Origin of the sequence: Legionella sp. 227 (genome assembly GCF_043161935.1) — a bacterium.
GTDB classification, from domain to species: domain Bacteria; phylum Pseudomonadota; class Gammaproteobacteria; order Legionellales; family Legionellaceae; genus Legionella; species Legionella sheltonii.
This window is the reverse complement of the sequence record NZ_CP171154.1, coordinates 3,578,257-3,596,313: the sequence shown is the minus strand read 5'-3', so window position 1 is coordinate 3,596,313 and position 18,057 is coordinate 3,578,257. Positions and strand designations below refer to the sequence as shown.

The following is an 18,057-nucleotide window of genomic DNA, read 5'->3' as shown; positions in this document are numbered from 1 at the left end:
TCTAAATTTTCAATAAATATTCCCTTATCTCCCCGCATACTTCATTATCTTCGTTCAACCATCCCATGCTCTTCATTATTTCCTGACTGCGTTTTCCAGTGCCTTGTTTGGAATGTCCTTGAGCATGATCAACTAACTCTTGTAAGGACATATCGTTTTTAACATAGCTGGTAGCAAAAAATGAATACAAACCACACCAGGCTTTTTTATCGGAGGTTAATTTTGCATTATATTTTTGCATAAAATTGCTTTTTAAACGTTCTACCACAAGATGACTATTTAAAAAGTCAATGTTGATAGGATTTCCATATTTTTTAGCTTCAGCCATAATTTGATCAATATGTTCTTGGGGCAAATCAATAGGATTAGGGTAGATCCTGAACGCACGCTGGAGTAAATCAGGCTCTTCAAGTGAGAGAGCCGACTTCATCAGTTCAACAAAACCAGCGGGAACTATATTTTTATTTTCAATATTGGTTAATTCATCTAAGAATCGAGTAAATAAAATAATGCCTTTCCTTTTTGCTTGAGTCAGGGCGATTTTAAGGGTTTCGTCATTGTTTAGTACTGGAATTAAATCCTCTTCAACTTCTCTTACAAAATCAAACCCATCTTCTTTTTTAGAAGACATTTCGTACATGGTACAAGCAATATTATTTGCTAAAAACTTTAATCCTCTAAGAGGGCTATAAAACAAGTCGGATTTGTTCCTGGTTCCTGATTTTAACTCTTCCAGAGTTGGAACATAGGGTAAACTTGTTCCTGAAAAATCTGAGACAACATCCCAAAACATGAAGCCTATTACTGGGGGCTCGGTAGATTGCTCTGGAGGTAATTTAAAATAAAAATGTTCGCTATCATCTATGTAACTCAGAATGCTAATGGGCAAGGAAAATGTAAATGCGGTTGCATATTCATTGATGATATTTTCTACCATTTTTAGCGCAAAACTCTTATCCTTCAAGCGTTCTTTTAAGGTAATAATATCTGGAGGTGTACCAATAACCTTTTGATCCCCTTTGGCGTTATAAATGACAATAGATTCTTCTTGGCAAAGACTTGTAAAATCCTTCGTTACAAGAACATTAATGGTATAGGTGGACTTGCCGGGTTCATGTATTTCGATAGGAACAATTTCAAATCGTTGTGTTTTTAATCCCAGGTCCGTGATTTGATCAAGCAGGAGTTTTTCCGCTTGAATTTTGGCATCCCAATTACCCCATCCTTTGTTTGGAATAAAAAAACATTGGTTTGTGCCTTTAATCTTATAAACATGTTTTTCGGAGCCCCCTCCAATTCGCTCACAATCCGTTTTTTTAAAAGTTTTACCGTTTATAGTTAAGGTGATGTTATGATTTTGTGTATAAAAAAGCTTTAACCATTCTCTCATTTGATGTAGAAAAAAGTTGATTTGCATGGTATTTTGCCATTTGATCAAAATAATGGCAATAATATTTATAAATTGATCGACCTTGCCGATTTTTCATCACATCTAAAATATAACCAAATTATATAGAGGCTTGATAGCCTGGTCTTCACAGAAAAAATACTTGATTTCTTAATTTAAATGAAAGCTATCAGTATCAAGAAAGGCCAAGCTGTGATTGTTATCTGGTTTAATACCAAAAATAGTTTGAGTATTTACCACGAGCAATGCTTGAGATTTGGCTTGCTTTAACTTCTCTGCTTCCTCATCAATTCTGAGATTGTCTTGAGCTAATGTTCGTGCTTTAAGGAGAGATTGTTCCACTTTTTCCCAATTTTTTTCCAGTCGATAACAACAGGCTATATTTAACCAAGCATCAGTTTGAACCTGTCTGTCACTGGTTTGCTCAAGAATCATGACAAACAATTTTCTTGCTTCCGTATACATCTCTTGTTTGAAGCAACACATACCAGCTTGATTGAGTGCAGGAATATGACTTTGATCTAATTCAAGAGTTAACAAATAGAGTTCTTGTGCTTTTAAATATTCTTCACTTTGATACAAATGATGCCCAAATTGAACACAACATTCAGTTAGATTTTCTGAAATCACTTTTTTAAATGCGCAATCCCCTCTAGGGCAATGAGCTAAGGCTTCACTATAATAGTGAATGGCACACATAAAGTGCACGCTGATTTCCTCTTGCATATATTTTCCTGTTGATGATTGATTTAATAGATGCATATATTGTTCATGCCAACTTGCGGCTGTATGTAAAAACTTAGGATTATCGCCACATAGTTCTAAGACTGAAATAAGTGCAATTTGTGCGTCCCTAAGTAAAATAAAACAATTTTTTAAATTGGACTTGAGATAATCTTGAGCTAGTTTCATATAGCTTAATCCCAAATTGTATCGTGCTGACACACAATTAAAGTCAGTCTCAATCGCAGCAAAGTAATAGGAAATTGCTACCTCATTCTGGTTGTTAGCCGCATAACATTGTCCTAGAAGATCAAATGCATCAGGCCAGTTTTCCCGATTTTTTGTGTTCATCGTTAATTCAAAAAATCGGTTCAAATAGGAAATCGCCTCGTTTTTTTCGTCAGACAAAAAACTTGTTTTACCCAGAAGAAAATAAATTTCTGGACTTTCATGATTTAGATTAATTGCTTGGAGGAATAGTTTTTTAGCTTGTATATACTCGCCTTTTTTAAAAGCTTCTACACCTTGTAAATGGAACGAATCAAACATTTTTCCGTCCTTAGAGTAGTTAAATGCTTTTATGTTTTATATGCCAAATACCAGATTAACCCCAAATTTAGAATATAATAAGCCGATGTTTTTGAATAGCCATTGAACTTATGAGGTTATCTAATGGTAATGATACTTGGTATTAGTGGGGTATCCGGTGCAGGAAAATCAACACTAGCTGCGACTCTGGCAAAGGATTTAGGTGCTGTACTCATCAGTTGGGATCAGTTTGATGCTATTTCAATCGCTCCAGAAGATTATGTTGATTGGCATCAACGTGGACGAGATTATCAAGAATGGAATTACTGTGAACTTGCTCAGGTTCTCCAGGTATTGAAGTCAGAAAACTCTATTGTGCACCCTATAACTCTTGAGGTATTGGGACCGACTGAGTTTATTATTTTTGATGCACCTTTAGGTCGTTTGCATCAGCAGACGGGACAATATATCGATTTATGCGTGCATATTGAAGTTCCTTTGGATGTTTCTTTATGCAGAAGAGTGTTGCGTGATTATTCAGAAGAAAATAAGGACAAAAAGGAGCTTTTGGAGGAGTTGGCGTTTTATTTAAATGAAGCAAGAACTTTATTTTTTGATGAAGAACTGAAAAAAAGAGCAGATCTTATTCTTGACGGCATGGCTAAAATTGAGTTTCAACTACAATTCGTTAAGAGTTTTTTAAGTCATGGGCAAAAGAAGTAATGCAATCAAATCTACTTTTTGAACTGAGGCTTTGGTAGGAAAATGAAGAGAATCAGGAGCCCCAAATCCAAATTATCTGGTTTTATTCTCTCCTGTATTAGAGATGGTGCTGCACCTAGTCGTTTTATTGCTATTCGCGACATTTCAGATGAAGGAATATTATCCTTTACGCAAAAAATCACGCGCAAAATAAACGAATTGAAAAATAGCATACTCAGATCTAATGAAAAGAAGTTAGATGAACCAAAGGGATTGATTCACCTAACTTTTTAATCCTTTATTTTCTCATAGGAGATGAAAATGAATTCTGCTCAACCAGCCTATCATAAGCTTTTATCAAACAATCGGTAGCGCATTGTGTCACTCGTTCATAGTCTTCAACAGTTAATACCGTTTCCAAATATTTGAATAGCTTTTCAATAACATCTTCAATTTCTAGACCTAAAAAGGACACACTCGATTGGTTTTCAGAAAATTGCATTCTTAAATGAAGAATAAATTTTTCAGGGGGGGGCGTATGGATAAATGAACGAACAAATGGTTTTAAAAGAATTGAATATTCTTTTGATAAGCTTTTTAGCTTTTCTGACGCCTCGAGAGTTGTTTGTGCATCCTTGGCACTTGCTAATAAAAATAGCTGTACTGCCATTTGAATGGCGGGATTAAATGGTTTCCCTTTATATACTGAACTTTCTTGTTGCAATTTCATGGCAGCAAACAATAAAGAATGGGCCATTTTTGCTAGAGATTTTTCAGCTCTTTTGCCATCTGAATATTCCCCTCTTGAATAAAAATATGCCTCAGCCCATTTTTTGAATTCAGTTAAAAACATTTCACTGTCTTCCCTCGCTTTGGCAATAGGTTGTGGCCAAAGAATTTGCGGCACTGGGCTAGGTTCTGGCATCGATGACACCAAAATAGGGTTATCATCCATCATCATGGGGGCTATTTCAGTGGCAGCGGTACTTAAAAGTTCTAAGCCACTCAATTCAAGGAGCGTATTTCCATTCTCAAAATGTATTGACTCCGAACTGGATGCACTTGTTTGAACCATTTTATCAGCCTTTTTCTTCTTTGTATCAGATAAATCTTCTGTATCTGCATGACTATCATCGGTTTCAAGGTGATGACGTTTTGCTGTTTGTTGTGGGGGTGGGCTATCGAGTAAATTTCGTGCTGATTTAAGCCCTTCCTGAATGGAATCTAGTAGTGTACTGTCAATTGAAAGTTGCTCTCGAAGAATGCGATCTTTGTATCTCTTGGTCAGAATTTTGTTAAACTGAGTATATTCAGCAATAATATCTTTTATTTCTTCTCGTACTGAGCTGGAATTTTGCAAGTTGTTCTTTAAAATAAAAAAGAGTCGCATCTCAGCTTGAAGAAATTTAATCTTATGCAGCTGAAAGTGTGCGATTAGCAGATGCTCTGACTGTTCTTTATTTAAGAGCGCAGGAGGGAGTAATTCAGTGGAATTAATAATTCTTTGAAAGCAAGCACTTGCTTTGCTATAAAGACTCAGTAGATTATCAAGATTTTTGATATTATTTTTTTGTGCAAGCGCATAATGAATGTAACTGGATGCAATGGTTAATAAAGCCTGGTTGTTTTCCAATAAATCAAAAGCAGATACTTTTTTGTAGAGTTTTCTTAAATAGGAGTTAGAGATCTCTTCAAATTGTTCAATATTTTCAGCCAATAAGTCTACTTGATTTGTATCAGCTAAATAATTATTTAAATTGGTGTGTATTTTTTTTAATATTTTCGTTAATTTGGACATGGGTTCCCTTCGATAAAATTGATATTATTTAAAGCCAACAGCACAAGGCTGTTTCACTCTGTTTTTATGAAGGGCGAATTATGAGGCAGAATGATGAAAAAAACACTATCAAAATGACACTTTTTTTGTGACATTGTTCAGTATATAGAATTTCAATGCAGGTTGAATTTTAGAACCCAACCTGTCTGAGCGCTTACATCCCAGAATAATTAGGCCCACCGCCTCCTTCAGGCGCATGCCAGACAATATTTTGTCGCGGATCTTTGATATCACAGGTTTTACAATGAATGCAATTTTGAGCATTGATTTGTAATCTGGGGCCATTTTCCTCTTCAATAATTTCATATACTCCTGCGGGGCAATAACGACCCTCAGGGAATGCATAAGTTTTTAAATTTAAATCTATTGCCAATTGAGGTTTTTTCAAGACAAGATGGCAGGGCTGATTTTCCTCATGATAGGTGTTGGTTAAAAAAACAGATGAAAGCCTATCGAAAGTAAGTACTCCATCCGGTTTAGGGTAGTCAATTTTCTTGGCTTTTCCCGCTGGAATTAAGGTATTGTAATCGGCATGATTTCTCAAGGTCCATGGAGAATAGCCTCGTGTGATATAAGTTTCCAGTGCGGCATTGAGCAAACCTGGAATCAAGCCGTATTTGAATCCTGGTCTTATGTTACGTACCGAATAAAGCTCTTTATTCAGCCAGGAGCTTTTGACTTTCTGGGGGTAGTCAGTAAGTTCAAATGGGGCGAGGTGATCTTGCTGTAATGATTCGAAGCATGCTTCTGCTGCGAGCATACCCGATTGCATGGCTGTATGAATTCCTTTAATTTTAGGAACATTAAGGAAGCCCGCCGCATCACCAATTAATGCACCACCAGGAAAAGTAAGTTTTGGTAGCGATTGCCAACCCCCTTCAATCAGTGCACGCGCACCATAGCTGATTCGCTCACCTCCGGTTAAAACAGGTTGTACCAATGGATGTGTTTTAAAACGCTGAAATTCAGCAAAAGGACTTAACCATGGATTTTTATAATCTAAACCCACTACAAAACCAATGGCAACACGATGATTAGACAAATGATATAGAAATGAACCACCATAGGTTGCGTGATCCATCGGCCAGCCTATGGTATGGATGACTTTTCCAGGTTTATGTTGTTCTGGTTGGACTTGCCAAATTTCTTTTATACCTAGACCATAAGTTTGGGGGTTGGCTTTATCCCTAAGGTGATAACGGGCCATTAGGCTTTGGCTAAGTTGTCCTCGACATCCTTCAGCGAGCAAAGTTTGTTTCGCAAGTAAATGCATTCCAGGTTGGTAATTGTTTGTTTTTTCTTTATTTTTGTCGATGCCTACACTCCCTGTTGCAACGCCAATCACTTGATTTTGATCATTATAAAGTGCTTGAACCGCAGCAAAACCAGGATAGATCTCACAACCCAGAGATTCTGCCTGTTGCGCGAGAAATATGCAAAGCTCACCTAGGCTAATAATATAATTGCCTTCATTATGCATAGGTTTAGGCGTTGGAAGTTTGTAGGCGTTTTTTTTAGTAAGAAAATAAAAAAGATCTTCAGTTACTGCAGTATCTAAAGGTGCATCTTGCCAGGTTTCTGGAAGAAGCTCTTTAAGACTTCTAGGCTCTAAAACCGCTCCAGAAAGAATATGAGACCCGACTTGAGCCCCTTTTTCTAGAATGCAAACTGATAATTCTTTTTGAGCGGCTAAAGCCAATTGTTTTAATTTAATCGCGGCAGATAACCCCGCCGGTCCTGCACCGACGATGATTACATCAAATTCCATGGTTTCGTATTCCACTCGCGCTCCTAACTCTGATTTCAAAAGATAAAATAATCGCTTTTCTATGCTTTAATATCAAGATTTATATTGAAAATTATGAAATCGAGAGTTTTAGTCAAGTGCAGCAGCAGAACCCTGGCTGTAGGGGATTAGGGGGCATACCACTTTATCGATAAATGAGAAATGAATCATCATCTTCACCACAATCAGTTGTTCCTGTAACTGCTGTAACAGTTGAGCGAGTAACGAGAGAAACAAGGCTATGAGGGATACTAAGAACGGTTAGTAATGCACCGGCAACAGTTCCAAGAAGTGTAAAACCTTCAAGACTGAGACTGTTTGCGATGCCTTCTAATGCTGTATTACGATGTTCAGCACTCATCATTATAATTGACGCTAGACCATACAATAGGAAGCCTACGAAATAACATGCAGCAATAACTGCGGTAAATGCCATAAGAGCTGTACCAATAGTAGAAGCTAAAGGATACCAAATCGGTGCCAGTAATTCTCCCGCAAACTCATTACCATTTTGATATCGAGTAAAGAACCCCGGACGTTCTCGATACTTACTTACCGCTCTGTTCATAATTCCCGAGAGGTAATTTTCATCTTCTGCTTCATCGTTTAAATCTAATATTTCGCTTATTTCAAACCAGCCAATTAAATTTAGCATAAAATTCTCTCGATGACTTAACTTTGCGCAGGGTAGCTAATTTTAAGAATACAGTCAATGAGTTATGATCATTAAGAATTTTAGCCTCCTTTTATCGTTTAGGTCAGCATCATTTTTAAGCAATGTATTACTCAGGATTTGATAATCACAGAATCTGCTAAAATAGGCTAAACTGATGGGTAGAATATCCAAAAGGAGCTGGTGAATGAAAACAGTACTTGGTTTATTGCTTCTCAGTTGTTCGATGATGACCTATGCAAATGATACTTCAACTATGGAAGTGAGTGCGAATAATCCTAATTTTGTAGTAACGTTACCTGCTAATCCAACTACCGGATTTCAATGGAAGGTAGTTAGTTTTGATAAAAATTTATTAATCCTCAGCAACAGTACTTATGAAAAGCCAAAGACTAATCTCATTGGGGCTGGTGGACAAATGCATTTCACTTTTGAATTACAGAAGGGGAAAAGTTACCCTGCAAGTACTATGATTGTACTTAAATATGCGCGTTCTTGGGAGCCTGATACTGCAACAGTTAAAAAAATTAAAGTGAATTTTGTAAAAAACTGATAAGAATAAATGCTGAGTTCGTTTCACTGGACATCCAAATTCTGTCAAAGAGAAATAAAAAAAATTTTATCTATTTTCTTTATCCAACGATGCCTCTCAACATGCAAGTGGCAACAAGAGTGTTTTGGGCTCTCTTGGACAAGTTCAGTCATGTTGAAATTTTTGTATTATTTAATACACTCTTAATTAGAATAGTTCGATTAAGAGTATTAACTATAATTATCAGACAATAAGAAAGAGATACTGGAAAATAATAATAATAAGGATGTTCTCTCATGAAAAAAATTATAGTTTGTGGCGCATTGTTTCATTTAAGCTTGGCTCAAGTATATGCCGCACAAACTCCAGCTATTCTTTCTGAAACAATATCTACGAATTCCAAATCTCATCAAGGGATACAAAAAGTAGAGACAACTCACCAAAAAAAGAACACGACCACAAAAACGCGACAATTAGTTGGAATCAATTGTGATTATCGGATTTCTGGTGACACTCAAAAAATTGATAAAGCCTTGGTTGTAAGCTGGGCCGAATATGCTGTACTCCATTCTTTTGATTTTAATTTTCAGTCTTTTGATACCCAGTTGAAAAATTTAAGAGCTTGCTATACTAAAAATGGGTGGGCTAGTTTCGTTAATGCATTACACGATTCAAAAAATATTAATTCAATTAAAACCAAAAATCTAATGGTGAGCAGCGCCTTAGATGGGGAAGTTCAATTTATTGATGCTCAGGAAAATCAATGGCAAATGAATGTGCCCATTAAAGTTCTTTATAAAAATGATAAAGAAGAGGTGACGCATTTTCTTAATGTTTACATAATTATCAGCTGGAGAAACGCATTTAAACTCGGTATAGCTCAAATTGTCGCAACACCACGTGCTACCCCGTTATCTCAAAAAGCAATAACAATAAGAGAAGCGATGAAAGGTTTTTCTTTGAGTGTTACTCAGCAAATGGATAATGTTGAAAACCTACAAAAAAAGGTTGCTTCGTTTCTCACCTCTTTACTCACCAGCGCTCCAATAAAATCTTTTTATGAACTAGATAAAGCGCTAAATCTGCCCGAATTATGTCTAAAATCAGTGCGCGATGATGCACAAAAGGCCCAGCCTTTAGTTGAAGTACAAAAACATCAGGTACAAAATCATAAGAAATCAATGGCAGCTCAGCCAGTAAATTTAGCTTCTAGTGATAAAAAATCTGAGGAAATAGTAGCGATTGAAAATCCCTCCAAAGCCAATGGATTTGAATGGGCTCAAAATCAATTCCTTGCTATTAAATCAGATTTCGTGGATACAAAATTGCCTCAGTTACTCACCTATTTCAAAGAGCAAGGTGCTGTTGGATTGAAGCTTGCATTAGAACATTTAGATAAAATAAAAACGCTGAAAACAGAAAATTTAGACAGCCAACAGAGAGACAGGAAACGTCAACTCGCCGAAAATAAAACAAATCAATGGCATATTAGTTTCCCCATGCAACTAGTCCACCAAAATGATACCAATCAAATTACTCAATTAAATGTAAATTTAACCCTAGGCAGGAAAAACAGTGGTGAGCTTGTCATTTTAAAAACGAACGCTATGCCGACGGTTAATTCCTCATCTTCCAATCATGCTGAAGCTCTGGTATCCAATGCGCATCTCCCTGCGAGTTACCAGCGAGCTGGTTCCATGCAACAGACTAATAAAATACAACCAGTACAAGATTTCGAACATTTGCAAGCCACTCAAGTCCCGAAAATTATTTTTAACACTACTTCTGAACTACTTAAGACTCCAGAAGCAATCAATTGTGATTTCAAAGTTCCGGACGGAATTACCAAGATCGATGAAGAATTGGTGAAAAAATGGGCGGAAAATGCCGCAATTCAATCTTTTGATTTTAACTCGGATTCTATAGATACTCAGCTACAGAAATTAAAGTCTTGTTATACAGCAAAAGGTTGGGAGCACTTTAAGAATGCTTTAGATAAATCAGGAAACATAGAGGCAATTAAATCACAAAAGCTTATTATGAGCAGTAAGGTGAGTGGTCAAACAAAACTCATTGCAACACGGAATAATCAATGGAATATGGAGTTACTTTTACAAGTTGTTTATCAAAACAAACAAATTAAAGTAATTAAATTTTTGAATGTTGACTTAAGCATGGAACGTAAACCTTCTGGCGATTTTGGTATTGCGCGAATTATTGCTACGCTTAATGATCCCGCTAACGCAAATACAGCAGTGACTAATTTATCCAATAAGAACATTGACTCAGTTCAAAAAACGCAACAAGCTCAAGCGGAACAACAAAGGAAAGCAGACTTTATTGATTGTGATTATAAAGTTTCTGCTGAAACTCCTGAAATCAATGAAAACATTATATCGGATTGGGCTCAGTATGCTGTAACAAAATCGTTTAATTTTGACTCCGAGGCCATAGATTTACAATTGAAGAAATTGCAGTCTTGCTATACGGATCAGGCTTGGTATGAGTTTATAAGTTCCTTGGAAAAATCAGGCAACATGAAAACATTCAAAACCAAAAAATTAAGGGCAACAAGCCAAATAGATGGAAAAATACAAATTGTTGAATCTAGAGACAATACATGGACACTAAGCCTTCCTTTAAAGATTAATTATCAATATGAAAATGGGAATGTAATCCAATTACTTAAAATTGATTTAACTATAGGTCGGAAAAACACTGGTGGCTTTGGGATTATCCAACTCAATTCTTCTTTAAGGGTTGCTTCAATTCCAAGGAGCATGGAGCTTCTTGCAAATCCTAAGTATGCATTCGGTTAAAAATGAGAGGAATGGGGTAGGGGGTATGTCCATCCCTAGTGCAGCGGGGGATCTCCTATTGTAACTACAGTGCTACAGCTTAGAGATCTCTCGTTGCACTTGGGATGATGTTGGCTTGTTGTGAACCAAGAATCAAGTTTTGCTGAATTTAAATGGCAAATATCTTGGTTCCCAAAACATATCTGCTACCAATTTTTCCAAATCTGCGTCATGGTTTCTTTGCGCAAGACCAGAATCGATTGCACAACGTGCTACAGCTACTGCTATTTCTTTAGCAACAGTTTGGGCATCATCTAGAGAAGGTAATAAAGGTAAATAACTTTCCTTTTTACTTGGGGCAAATTTACATAATGCATGTGCTGCAGCCAGAATCATTTCTTTGGTTAATTTTGTTGCATTAACAGCAAGTACTCCCAAGCCTATCCCAGGAAAAACCAATGCATTATTGCATTGGGCAATTTGTACCATGCGATTATGGTATTCAACAGCAGGAAAAGCAGTCCCTGTAGCAATTAATGCTCGTCCTTGACTCCATGTTAAAATATCTGCAGGTTTCGCTTCGCATCGTTCATCAGGATTTGATAATGGAAATATAATAGGGCGCTCACAATTAATGGACATCGTTTCAATGATGTCTTGAGAGAAGGCTCCTGGTTGAGCAGAACAACCGATAAGAATAGTCGGTTTAACATGTCTTACGGTATCAGTCAGTGAAGGGTGTTGTTTTTCATTGATAGCCCATGTCTCGATTTCTTTAGAGTTACGAGCATAGCATTTCTGTGCCTCAGTTAGGTCCGGGTCGGTATTGAGCAATAACCCTTGGCGGTCTATGAGCCAAAAACGTTGATAGGCTTCTTCAGGACTGAGTCCTTCGCGAACCATAGCGTCAATAATTTGATCGCTAATTCCTGTTCCTGCAGATCCCGCTCCAAATACCACAATACGTTGCTCATGTAATTTTGAACCGGTTACATCGCATGCCGCTAATAAAGCCGCTAATGTCACTGCACCAGTACCTTGAATATCATCATTAAAGGTACACAGTTGATCTTGAAATTTATCCAGGATGCGTCGTGCATTGCCTCGACCAAAATCCTCCCAGTGTAAAAAGGCGTTGGGGAATTGTTTGTGGATTTCATGAACAAACGTTGAAATGAATTCATCGTATGCAGCTGAATTAATTCGTGGATGGCGGCATCCCAGGTACATGGGATCATTAAGAAGCTCTTGGTTGTTTGTACCTGCATCAAGAAAAATTGGCAGGGTGCGGGTCGGCTCAATACCGCCACATAAACAATAAACCATCAGCTTGGCAACAGGAATATCCATGCCTCCAATCCCTTGGTCCCCAATCCCCAAGACACCTTCTCCATCAGTAACCACGATTACATCAATTTCAGGATTGGAACGATTTTTTAATATTTCATCGATCTGATTTTTATCTGAATGAGAAATATACAATCCCCTGGGCTGCCTGTACTCATGACTAAAGCGTTTTACTGCGGTTCCTACTATAGGGGTATATATTACAGGCAGCATTTCACCTAAATGCCGATTGATTAATTTATAGAAAAGAATCTGATTTTTATCATGTAAGTTATTTAGATAAATATTTTGTTGTAACCTTGTGGTATAACTTGAATATTGTAAGTAGGCGCGTTTGACTTGTTCATCCAGTGTTTCAACCCGATGAGGAAGTTTACCTAACAGTCCAAACTCTTTTCTTTCTTCATTAGTAAATGCTGTACCCTTATTTAATTGGGGCGTAGTGAGGAGTGGTTTACCACAAAGAGAAGTTTCAATATATTGTTCTCCTGTTTGCGGATCACGTAGCAATTTAAAATCAAGCATGGTTATCTCATAAGATGGCGTTAGCAGTTGTCTAATGATAATATCGCTTTTTTGTAGTTTATAATAGGTTGAGTATGAATAAATATTTGGCAGTGCTATTCGTAATTTTAGGACTAACATCTTGTTCGCAAGACAATGAACATTATTACAAATCGCACCCCAATGAGTTGCAACAAGCGATAAAGAGTTGTCCACAAAGACAACCACGGGGCTTGACTTGCGACCAACTCGAGGCCCTTGCCAATCGGATGAACCAACTGGCGTATCAATTACAGCTTAGTCCCCAAGGTTTTGGGAAAAAAATACTGGTCTTGCAGGAAACCATTGCAAAGCAGCAGAACCAATTAAAAACTGAGGCTACTAATGCCAATTTACAAGCCGAGTTAACTAAAAACAAAAGTGACTTAACGGATCATTTGGCAGTAGTAAAATGGTTTGAATCACCAACGAGTTAAAAATGAATGTATTGATAAGTAATGATGATGGGGTTTTTGCACCCGGAATTAATATTTTGGCAAAAGAATTGTCAACTTGTGTGAATGTTGATGTAGTTGCGCCAGATAGAAATCGAAGTGGTGCAAGCAACTCTTTGACTCTGTCTCAACCAATAAAAGTCAAAAAACTGGACAACGGTTATCATAGTGTTGAAGGCACACCGACTGATTGTGTCCATTTAGCAATAACCGGTCTTTTAGAGACTCATTTTGACATGGTTGTTTCTGGAATAAATGATGGTGCTAACTTAGGGGATGATACTCTTTATTCGGGCACTGTAGCTGCCGCAGTGGAGGGGCGCTATTTGGGTTTGCCTGCTCTTGCGATTTCTATGGTGGGAGATAACATTCAACATTATGAAACAGCCGCTATTATTGCCAAACATTTGGTGATGAAATTGAGCAAACACAGCCTTCCTTCACAAACTATTTTAAATATTAATGTTCCTGATATGCCATTACATCAATTAAAGGGTTTGCAGGTAACTCGCTTAGGAACTCGGCATAGCGCGGAACCTATTGTGAAAGACCGGGATCCTAGAGGACGTCCTATTTACTGGATAGGCTTGCCCGGACCACAAGCAGATGCAGGCCCTGGAACTGATTTTTATGCAATAAGCGAAGGGTATGTTTCCATTACACCACTTCATTTGGATATGACGAATTACAAAATGTTTGATCAATTAGCCAATTGGCTCAATGGGATCCGCATCGAATAAAACAATTGTGTTTGAGGTAATAAATGATAGGTACATTTTGCAAAAGATTATTATGTCTTTTCCTCGTCATCACCTTAGTTGGATGTGGTAGCAATTTAGCTCCTGTCACGGAGTTAAAATGGAATCCCTGGCGCCAACAAAAAGTTTATGTTGTGAAACATGGAGATACACTCTTTTCCATCGCGTTTCGTTATGATACGGATTATAGAACTCTGGCACGCTTGAATCATATAAGTCCCCCCTATTCATTAAGGGTTGGGCAGGTAATCAACTTACAAGGTATTATACCAAGACATAGGCAAACAGTTCGTCGAAGCGTTCCAATGAGGCATTACTCTATCAAACCTCAAATAAGACCTTCAGTGATTCGTTCGCCCGCAAATAGATATGCCCGTTCTCCTTCAGGATGGTTGTGGCCTGTTAGTGGACATGTGGTTACCTCCTTTGTTCCTGAACAAGGTAAAAAGGGCATAAATATTGCTTCTAGAAAAGGAGAGAAGGTAATCGCTGCGGCAGCTGGGGTAGTCGCCTATGCTGGAAGTGGCTTGGCTGGTTATGGTAACTTAATTATTATCAAACATAATTACGGCTATTTAACTGCTTACGGGAATAACTCAAAAATTATGGTTTCCGAAGGACAATATGTAAAAGCAGGGCAAATTATTGCCGAAGTTGGGGTTGTAGATCGTAAATATACTGGTGTTCATTTTGAAATCAGAAAATCGGGTATACCAGTCAATCCTTTGAATTATCTACAAAAAGGTTGACAGATAGCTTATAGTTATAGCAACAATAATCTTTGTTTTGAAGTATAATGTAGTTATGGAATAAATTTCGCAACATGACTAACACTATAGGTGAAAAAGAATGCACGAAGACGATGAGTCAATTAAAGAACCGGAACTTAAGGATGGGGAATGGACTGAACCAGACGATGAATCGCTCTTAATGGCTGAAGACATTGATTCGCTTCTTGAAAAAGATGATGAAGATGAAGAGCTTCATGATTTTACAGATGATATCGCATTTCCTACTTTTCGTGGCAAAAATGCACTCAAAATGATGGATGCGACTCAACTGTATTTGAGCGAAATCGGATTTTCTCCTTTACTTAGCGCTGAAGAAGAAGTGCATTATGCAACCCTTGCTCTGAAGGGGGATGTTGCTGCTCGAAAAAAAATGATTGAGTCCAATTTACGTTTGGTCGTTAAAATTTCACGTCGTTATCTTAATCGCGGTTTGCCACTTCTTGATTTAATTGAAGAAGGCAATTTGGGGTTAATGAAGTCCGTAGAGAAATTTGATCCGAAACGTGGTTTTCGATTTTCAACTTATGCCACGTGGTGGATCAGGCAAACGATTGAACGTGCTATCATGAATCAAACCCGAACAATTCGCTTACCTATCCATGTCGTTAAAGAGCTGAATGTGTATCTTAGGGCGGCAAGGCAACTTACGCAAAAATTAGATCATGAGCCTTCACCCGAAGAAATTGCAGAAATGGTTGATAAGCCTCTGGAAGATGTACAAAAGTTGCTGGGGTTAAATGATAAGGTAACTTCTGTAGATACCCCCATAGGCTTTGATGAAAATAAATCACTATTGGATACGATCGCTGATGAAAACAGTGTGAATCCTGCAGAACTCTTAACCAATGAAAATTTACGCCTACATATAGAATCTTTATTGGATAAATTGACTGAAAATCAGCAACAGGTTATTGCAAGAAGATTTGGCCTGAGGGGTTTTGAAAAAGCAACTCTTGAGGATGTGGGTAAGGAAATTGATTTAACACGAGAACGTGTTCGTCAAATTCAAGTTGAAGCATTAAAGACATTGCGTGGTCTATTGGAAAAAATGGGATTAACGCAGGAAGATTTGTTTTAAACTAAATTTTTTATTTTAGCCTGGGCAAAACGAAATAACTTGAGATGTTTTTAGTTTTATTTCGTTTTACTCAGGCTAATTTATTTTAAAAGCTGAAAATAAGGAGAGTAAGCTAATGATAAAAATGATTATATCTGCATTATTAATCTCATCATCAGTAGTCCATGCAGAACAATTAACAACTTTTACAGACATCGCTGATTCAATATCTCAAGGTAAAAAAATTACATTGGTAATGAATATTCAAGAATGCAATGCAGAAAAATTATCTTCGAATTCTATTATAGCCTCAGTACAACCTAATGCCTTTCTTGTTATTGATAACAATCGAATTGCTGCATCAGTGAAGCATTTTACTTTGGATAATCCTCTTGCTCGTGGTAATCCTGTATTTGAATTTGTTAAATACAATATCAATTCAGATGGAAGTGTTTCTATCAAAAAAACCGTAATGAATGCTAATAATTACCAACAATTAGCTAGTTTTCAAATTGAGTGTGCTCTAAATAAGGGATTTAAGGCGTTTTATTAAATCCTACTCAGTAATCGGGTTACAAACCGATGTAAATTTTCTAAAAACCCCTCACTCTAGCCCTCTCCCCAAAGGGGCAAGGGCGAGGGTGATTTACGGACACTCAAAATTTGCTTTAAGCCCTTGCCAGCAGTTTGTGTACTCTTTTTGCATCTGAGGAATACGCATTGCTTGCTCCGTAACTTGCCATACATCCTTTGTTTCAAACATAAAGGCTAAGGTATTTAAATAAAGCTCAGGTTTAAGTTTTTGTGTTGCAGCCTTTTCATAACTTATTTGATCCGGCCCATGGGGTGTCATGCAATTATGAATACTTACCCCACCGGGTAAAAATCCCTCTTTTTTTGCATCATACTCACCTCGAACAAGGCCCATGAGCTCATTCATGTAATTGCGATGGTAGTAAGGCGGTCTAAATGTATGTTCAGCAACCATCCATCGAGGAGGGAAAATGACGAAGTCTAAATTAGCTACGCCGGGTGTATCACTATCTGATGTTAATACTGTGAAAATACTTGGATCTGGGTGATCAAAGCTTACCGAATTAATTGTATTGAATAAACTCAAGTCATAACAATAGGGTGCATAATTACCATGCCAGGCTACTACATTAAGGGGAGAGTGATTGCATTTTGCTGTCCATAATTTATTTTGATACTTACAGATCAGAGTGGCCTCAGTAATACCTTGTTCAAATGCAGCAAGTGGATATTGAAAATGTCGAGGGTTAGCTAAACCGTTTGCGCCTATAGGTCCTAACTGGGGCAGAGTGAGTGGAGTACCGTTGTTTTCACAAAGATATCCTTTGGTTTCAGGACCAACAAGCTCCATTTTGAATTTAACACCGCGGGGAATGACGGCTATCATCCCCGGACATATATTTAATTTGCCAAACTCAGTGTGTAAATTAATTTCGCCAGAGTAAGGAACAAAAAGCATTTCTCCGTCATTATTAGCAAAGTATTTGTTTTGCATGGATCGGGTACAATGATAAAGATATGTATTCACATGCTGACTTCCAGCAAGATGGAACATTCCTTCTACAAAATCAAAATCCTCTTCTTTAAATAAGTCTATGGGAGACCAACGCAAGGGATTAGGTGACTGTTCTGCATGATAGGGTTTAAACAGTTCCATTTCATAGGCTTGATAGTTGCCTTGAACTACAGAAGGTAGTATTCGATAAAGCCAGCTGTGCAAATTATTTTGCCTTGGACGAGTAAAGGCCGTTCCACTTAATTGTTCAGCATAAAGTCCTAAGTTACAGTGTTGTGGTGAATTTTGGCTACTGGGTAAAGCACCTGGAACTGCTTCAGTTTGATGATGATTACCAAATCCTTGCAAATACACTGTTGATCTCCTTTAGCGTTTATGATTCATTGAATAGCTTAGGTGTTTGTACTCGTCATCCCAACTCAACGAGGAAACACCACAATGTAATTCGGGATGATAGGAGCAAATAAAGCACCAAGGCTAGATTTCAAAAATTAAAAACTTAATGTTGGTGGCTACTATAGTCTAAAAAAGTTAAAAATGTCGAGCCTAAATGAAAGTTAAGTTATTCTT

Annotated in this window: 15 protein-coding genes; 8 read left to right on the top strand and 7 right to left on the bottom strand. The window is 37.4% G+C overall.

Translation table 11 applies throughout. The features are described 5' to 3' along the window. Position 1: 1 nt before the first annotated feature. Both ACF8MK_RS15655 and ACF8MK_RS15650 read right to left on the bottom strand, forming a co-directional pair. Complete coding sequence (locus ACF8MK_RS15655; protein WP_392537439.1) at positions 2–1,417, bottom strand: hypothetical protein; 1,416 nt, start codon at positions 1,415–1,417, stop codon at positions 2–4. Positions 1,418–1,558: 141 nt separating this feature from the next. After that, positions 1,559–2,680: a tetratricopeptide repeat protein gene (locus tag ACF8MK_RS15650; protein WP_392537438.1), complete on the bottom strand. Its 1,122-nt coding sequence runs from the start codon at positions 2,678–2,680 to the stop codon at positions 1,559–1,561. A gap of 123 nt (positions 2,681–2,803) precedes the next feature. Here ACF8MK_RS15650 and ACF8MK_RS15645 point away from each other — a divergent pair, with 123 nt between their 5' ends. Further along, complete coding sequence (locus ACF8MK_RS15645; protein ID WP_392537437.1) at positions 2,804–3,382, top strand: AAA family ATPase; 579 nt, start codon at positions 2,804–2,806, stop codon at positions 3,380–3,382. Between the two features lie 277 nt (positions 3,383–3,659). Here the strand turns inward: ACF8MK_RS15645 and ACF8MK_RS15640 are convergent, their stop codons facing one another. From ACF8MK_RS15640 to ACF8MK_RS15630, 3 genes are all read right to left on the bottom strand, one after another. Beyond that, entirely contained in the window at positions 3,660–5,159 is a 1,500-nt protein-coding gene (locus ACF8MK_RS15640; protein ID WP_392537436.1) for a hypothetical protein, read from the bottom strand. Between the two features lie 193 nt (positions 5,160–5,352). Further along, positions 5,353–6,981: an electron transfer flavoprotein-ubiquinone oxidoreductase gene (locus ACF8MK_RS15635; RefSeq protein ID WP_392537435.1), complete on the bottom strand. Its 1,629-nt coding sequence runs from the start codon at positions 6,979–6,981 to the stop codon at positions 5,353–5,355. A 148-nt stretch (positions 6,982–7,129) separates the two neighbouring features. Next, a complete protein-coding gene (locus ACF8MK_RS15630) occupies positions 7,130–7,639 on the bottom strand; it encodes a hypothetical protein (protein WP_392537434.1) in 510 nt (169 codons plus the stop codon). Positions 7,640–7,844: 205 nt separating this feature from the next. Between ACF8MK_RS15630 and ACF8MK_RS15625 the strand changes: the two genes are divergently transcribed. Next, positions 7,845–8,210, top strand: coding sequence for a protease inhibitor I42 family protein (locus ACF8MK_RS15625; protein ID WP_392537433.1), 366 nt, complete (start codon positions 7,845–7,847; stop codon positions 8,208–8,210). 275 nt (positions 8,211–8,485) lie between these two features. Beyond that, complete coding sequence (locus ACF8MK_RS15620) at positions 8,486–11,008, top strand: DotI/IcmL family type IV secretion protein (RefSeq protein WP_392537432.1); 2,523 nt, start codon at positions 8,486–8,488, stop codon at positions 11,006–11,008. Between the two features lie 132 nt (positions 11,009–11,140). On the opposite strand, the gene ACF8MK_RS15615 is transcribed toward ACF8MK_RS15620, so the two are convergent. Further along, complete coding sequence (locus ACF8MK_RS15615; protein ID WP_392537431.1) at positions 11,141–12,859, bottom strand: NAD-dependent malic enzyme; 1,719 nt, start codon at positions 12,857–12,859, stop codon at positions 11,141–11,143. Between the two features lie 74 nt (positions 12,860–12,933). Here ACF8MK_RS15615 and ACF8MK_RS15610 point away from each other — a divergent pair, with 74 nt between their 5' ends. From ACF8MK_RS15610 to ACF8MK_RS15590, 5 genes are all read left to right on the top strand, one after another. After that, positions 12,934–13,314, top strand: coding sequence for a hypothetical protein (locus tag ACF8MK_RS15610; RefSeq protein ID WP_392537430.1), 381 nt, complete (start codon positions 12,934–12,936; stop codon positions 13,312–13,314). A gap of 2 nt (positions 13,315–13,316) precedes the next feature. After that, entirely contained in the window at positions 13,317–14,072 is a 756-nt protein-coding gene (gene surE, locus ACF8MK_RS15605) for a 5'/3'-nucleotidase SurE (protein ID WP_392537429.1), read from the top strand. 23 nt (positions 14,073–14,095) lie between these two features. Beyond that, on the top strand, positions 14,096–14,839 hold the full coding sequence (locus ACF8MK_RS15600; RefSeq protein ID WP_392537428.1) for a peptidoglycan DD-metalloendopeptidase family protein: 744 nt from the start codon (positions 14,096–14,098) through the stop codon (positions 14,837–14,839). Positions 14,840–14,939: 100 nt separating this feature from the next. Continuing rightward, positions 14,940–15,959 (top strand): RNA polymerase sigma factor RpoS, encoded by a 1,020-nt coding sequence (gene rpoS, locus ACF8MK_RS15595; RefSeq protein ID WP_028381925.1) that lies wholly within the window; start codon positions 14,940–14,942, stop codon positions 15,957–15,959. Between the two features lie 115 nt (positions 15,960–16,074). After that, entirely contained in the window at positions 16,075–16,491 is a 417-nt protein-coding gene (locus ACF8MK_RS15590; protein ID WP_392537427.1) for a VirK family protein, read from the top strand. Positions 16,492–16,584: 93 nt separating this feature from the next. On the opposite strand, the gene hmgA is transcribed toward ACF8MK_RS15590, so the two are convergent. Further along, a complete protein-coding gene (gene hmgA / locus ACF8MK_RS15585) occupies positions 16,585–17,841 on the bottom strand; it encodes a homogentisate 1,2-dioxygenase (protein WP_392537426.1) in 1,257 nt (418 codons plus the stop codon). Positions 17,842–18,057: the final 216 nt, after the last annotated feature.

Excerpts from the sequence above, each read along its gene's own strand:
- ACF8MK_RS15655 (WP_392537439.1), bottom strand. The coding sequence starts at position 1,417 with ATGCAAATCAACTTTTTTCTACATCAAATGAGAGAATGGTTAAAGCTT.
- ACF8MK_RS15650 (WP_392537438.1), bottom strand. The coding sequence starts at position 2,680 with ATGTTTGATTCGTTCCATTTACAAGGTGTAGAAGCTTTTAAAAAAGGC.
- ACF8MK_RS15645 (WP_392537437.1), top strand. The coding sequence starts at position 2,804 with ATGGTAATGATACTTGGTATTAGTGGGGTATCCGGTGCAGGAAAATCA.
- ACF8MK_RS15640 (WP_392537436.1), bottom strand. The coding sequence starts at position 5,159 with ATGTCCAAATTAACGAAAATATTAAAAAAAATACACACCAATTTAAAT.
- ACF8MK_RS15630 (WP_392537434.1), bottom strand. The coding sequence starts at position 7,639 with ATGCTAAATTTAATTGGCTGGTTTGAAATAAGCGAAATATTAGATTTA.
- ACF8MK_RS15625 (WP_392537433.1), top strand. The coding sequence starts at position 7,845 with ATGAAAACAGTACTTGGTTTATTGCTTCTCAGTTGTTCGATGATGACC.
- ACF8MK_RS15620 (WP_392537432.1), top strand. The coding sequence starts at position 8,486 with ATGAAAAAAATTATAGTTTGTGGCGCATTGTTTCATTTAAGCTTGGCT.
- ACF8MK_RS15615 (WP_392537431.1), bottom strand. The coding sequence starts at position 12,859 with ATGCTTGATTTTAAATTGCTACGTGATCCGCAAACAGGAGAACAATAT.
- ACF8MK_RS15610 (WP_392537430.1), top strand. The coding sequence starts at position 12,934 with ATGAATAAATATTTGGCAGTGCTATTCGTAATTTTAGGACTAACATCT.
- surE (WP_392537429.1), top strand. The coding sequence starts at position 13,317 with ATGAATGTATTGATAAGTAATGATGATGGGGTTTTTGCACCCGGAATT.
- ACF8MK_RS15600 (WP_392537428.1), top strand. The coding sequence starts at position 14,096 with ATGATAGGTACATTTTGCAAAAGATTATTATGTCTTTTCCTCGTCATC.
- rpoS (WP_028381925.1), top strand. The coding sequence starts at position 14,940 with ATGCACGAAGACGATGAGTCAATTAAAGAACCGGAACTTAAGGATGGG.
- ACF8MK_RS15590 (WP_392537427.1), top strand. The coding sequence starts at position 16,075 with ATGATAAAAATGATTATATCTGCATTATTAATCTCATCATCAGTAGTC.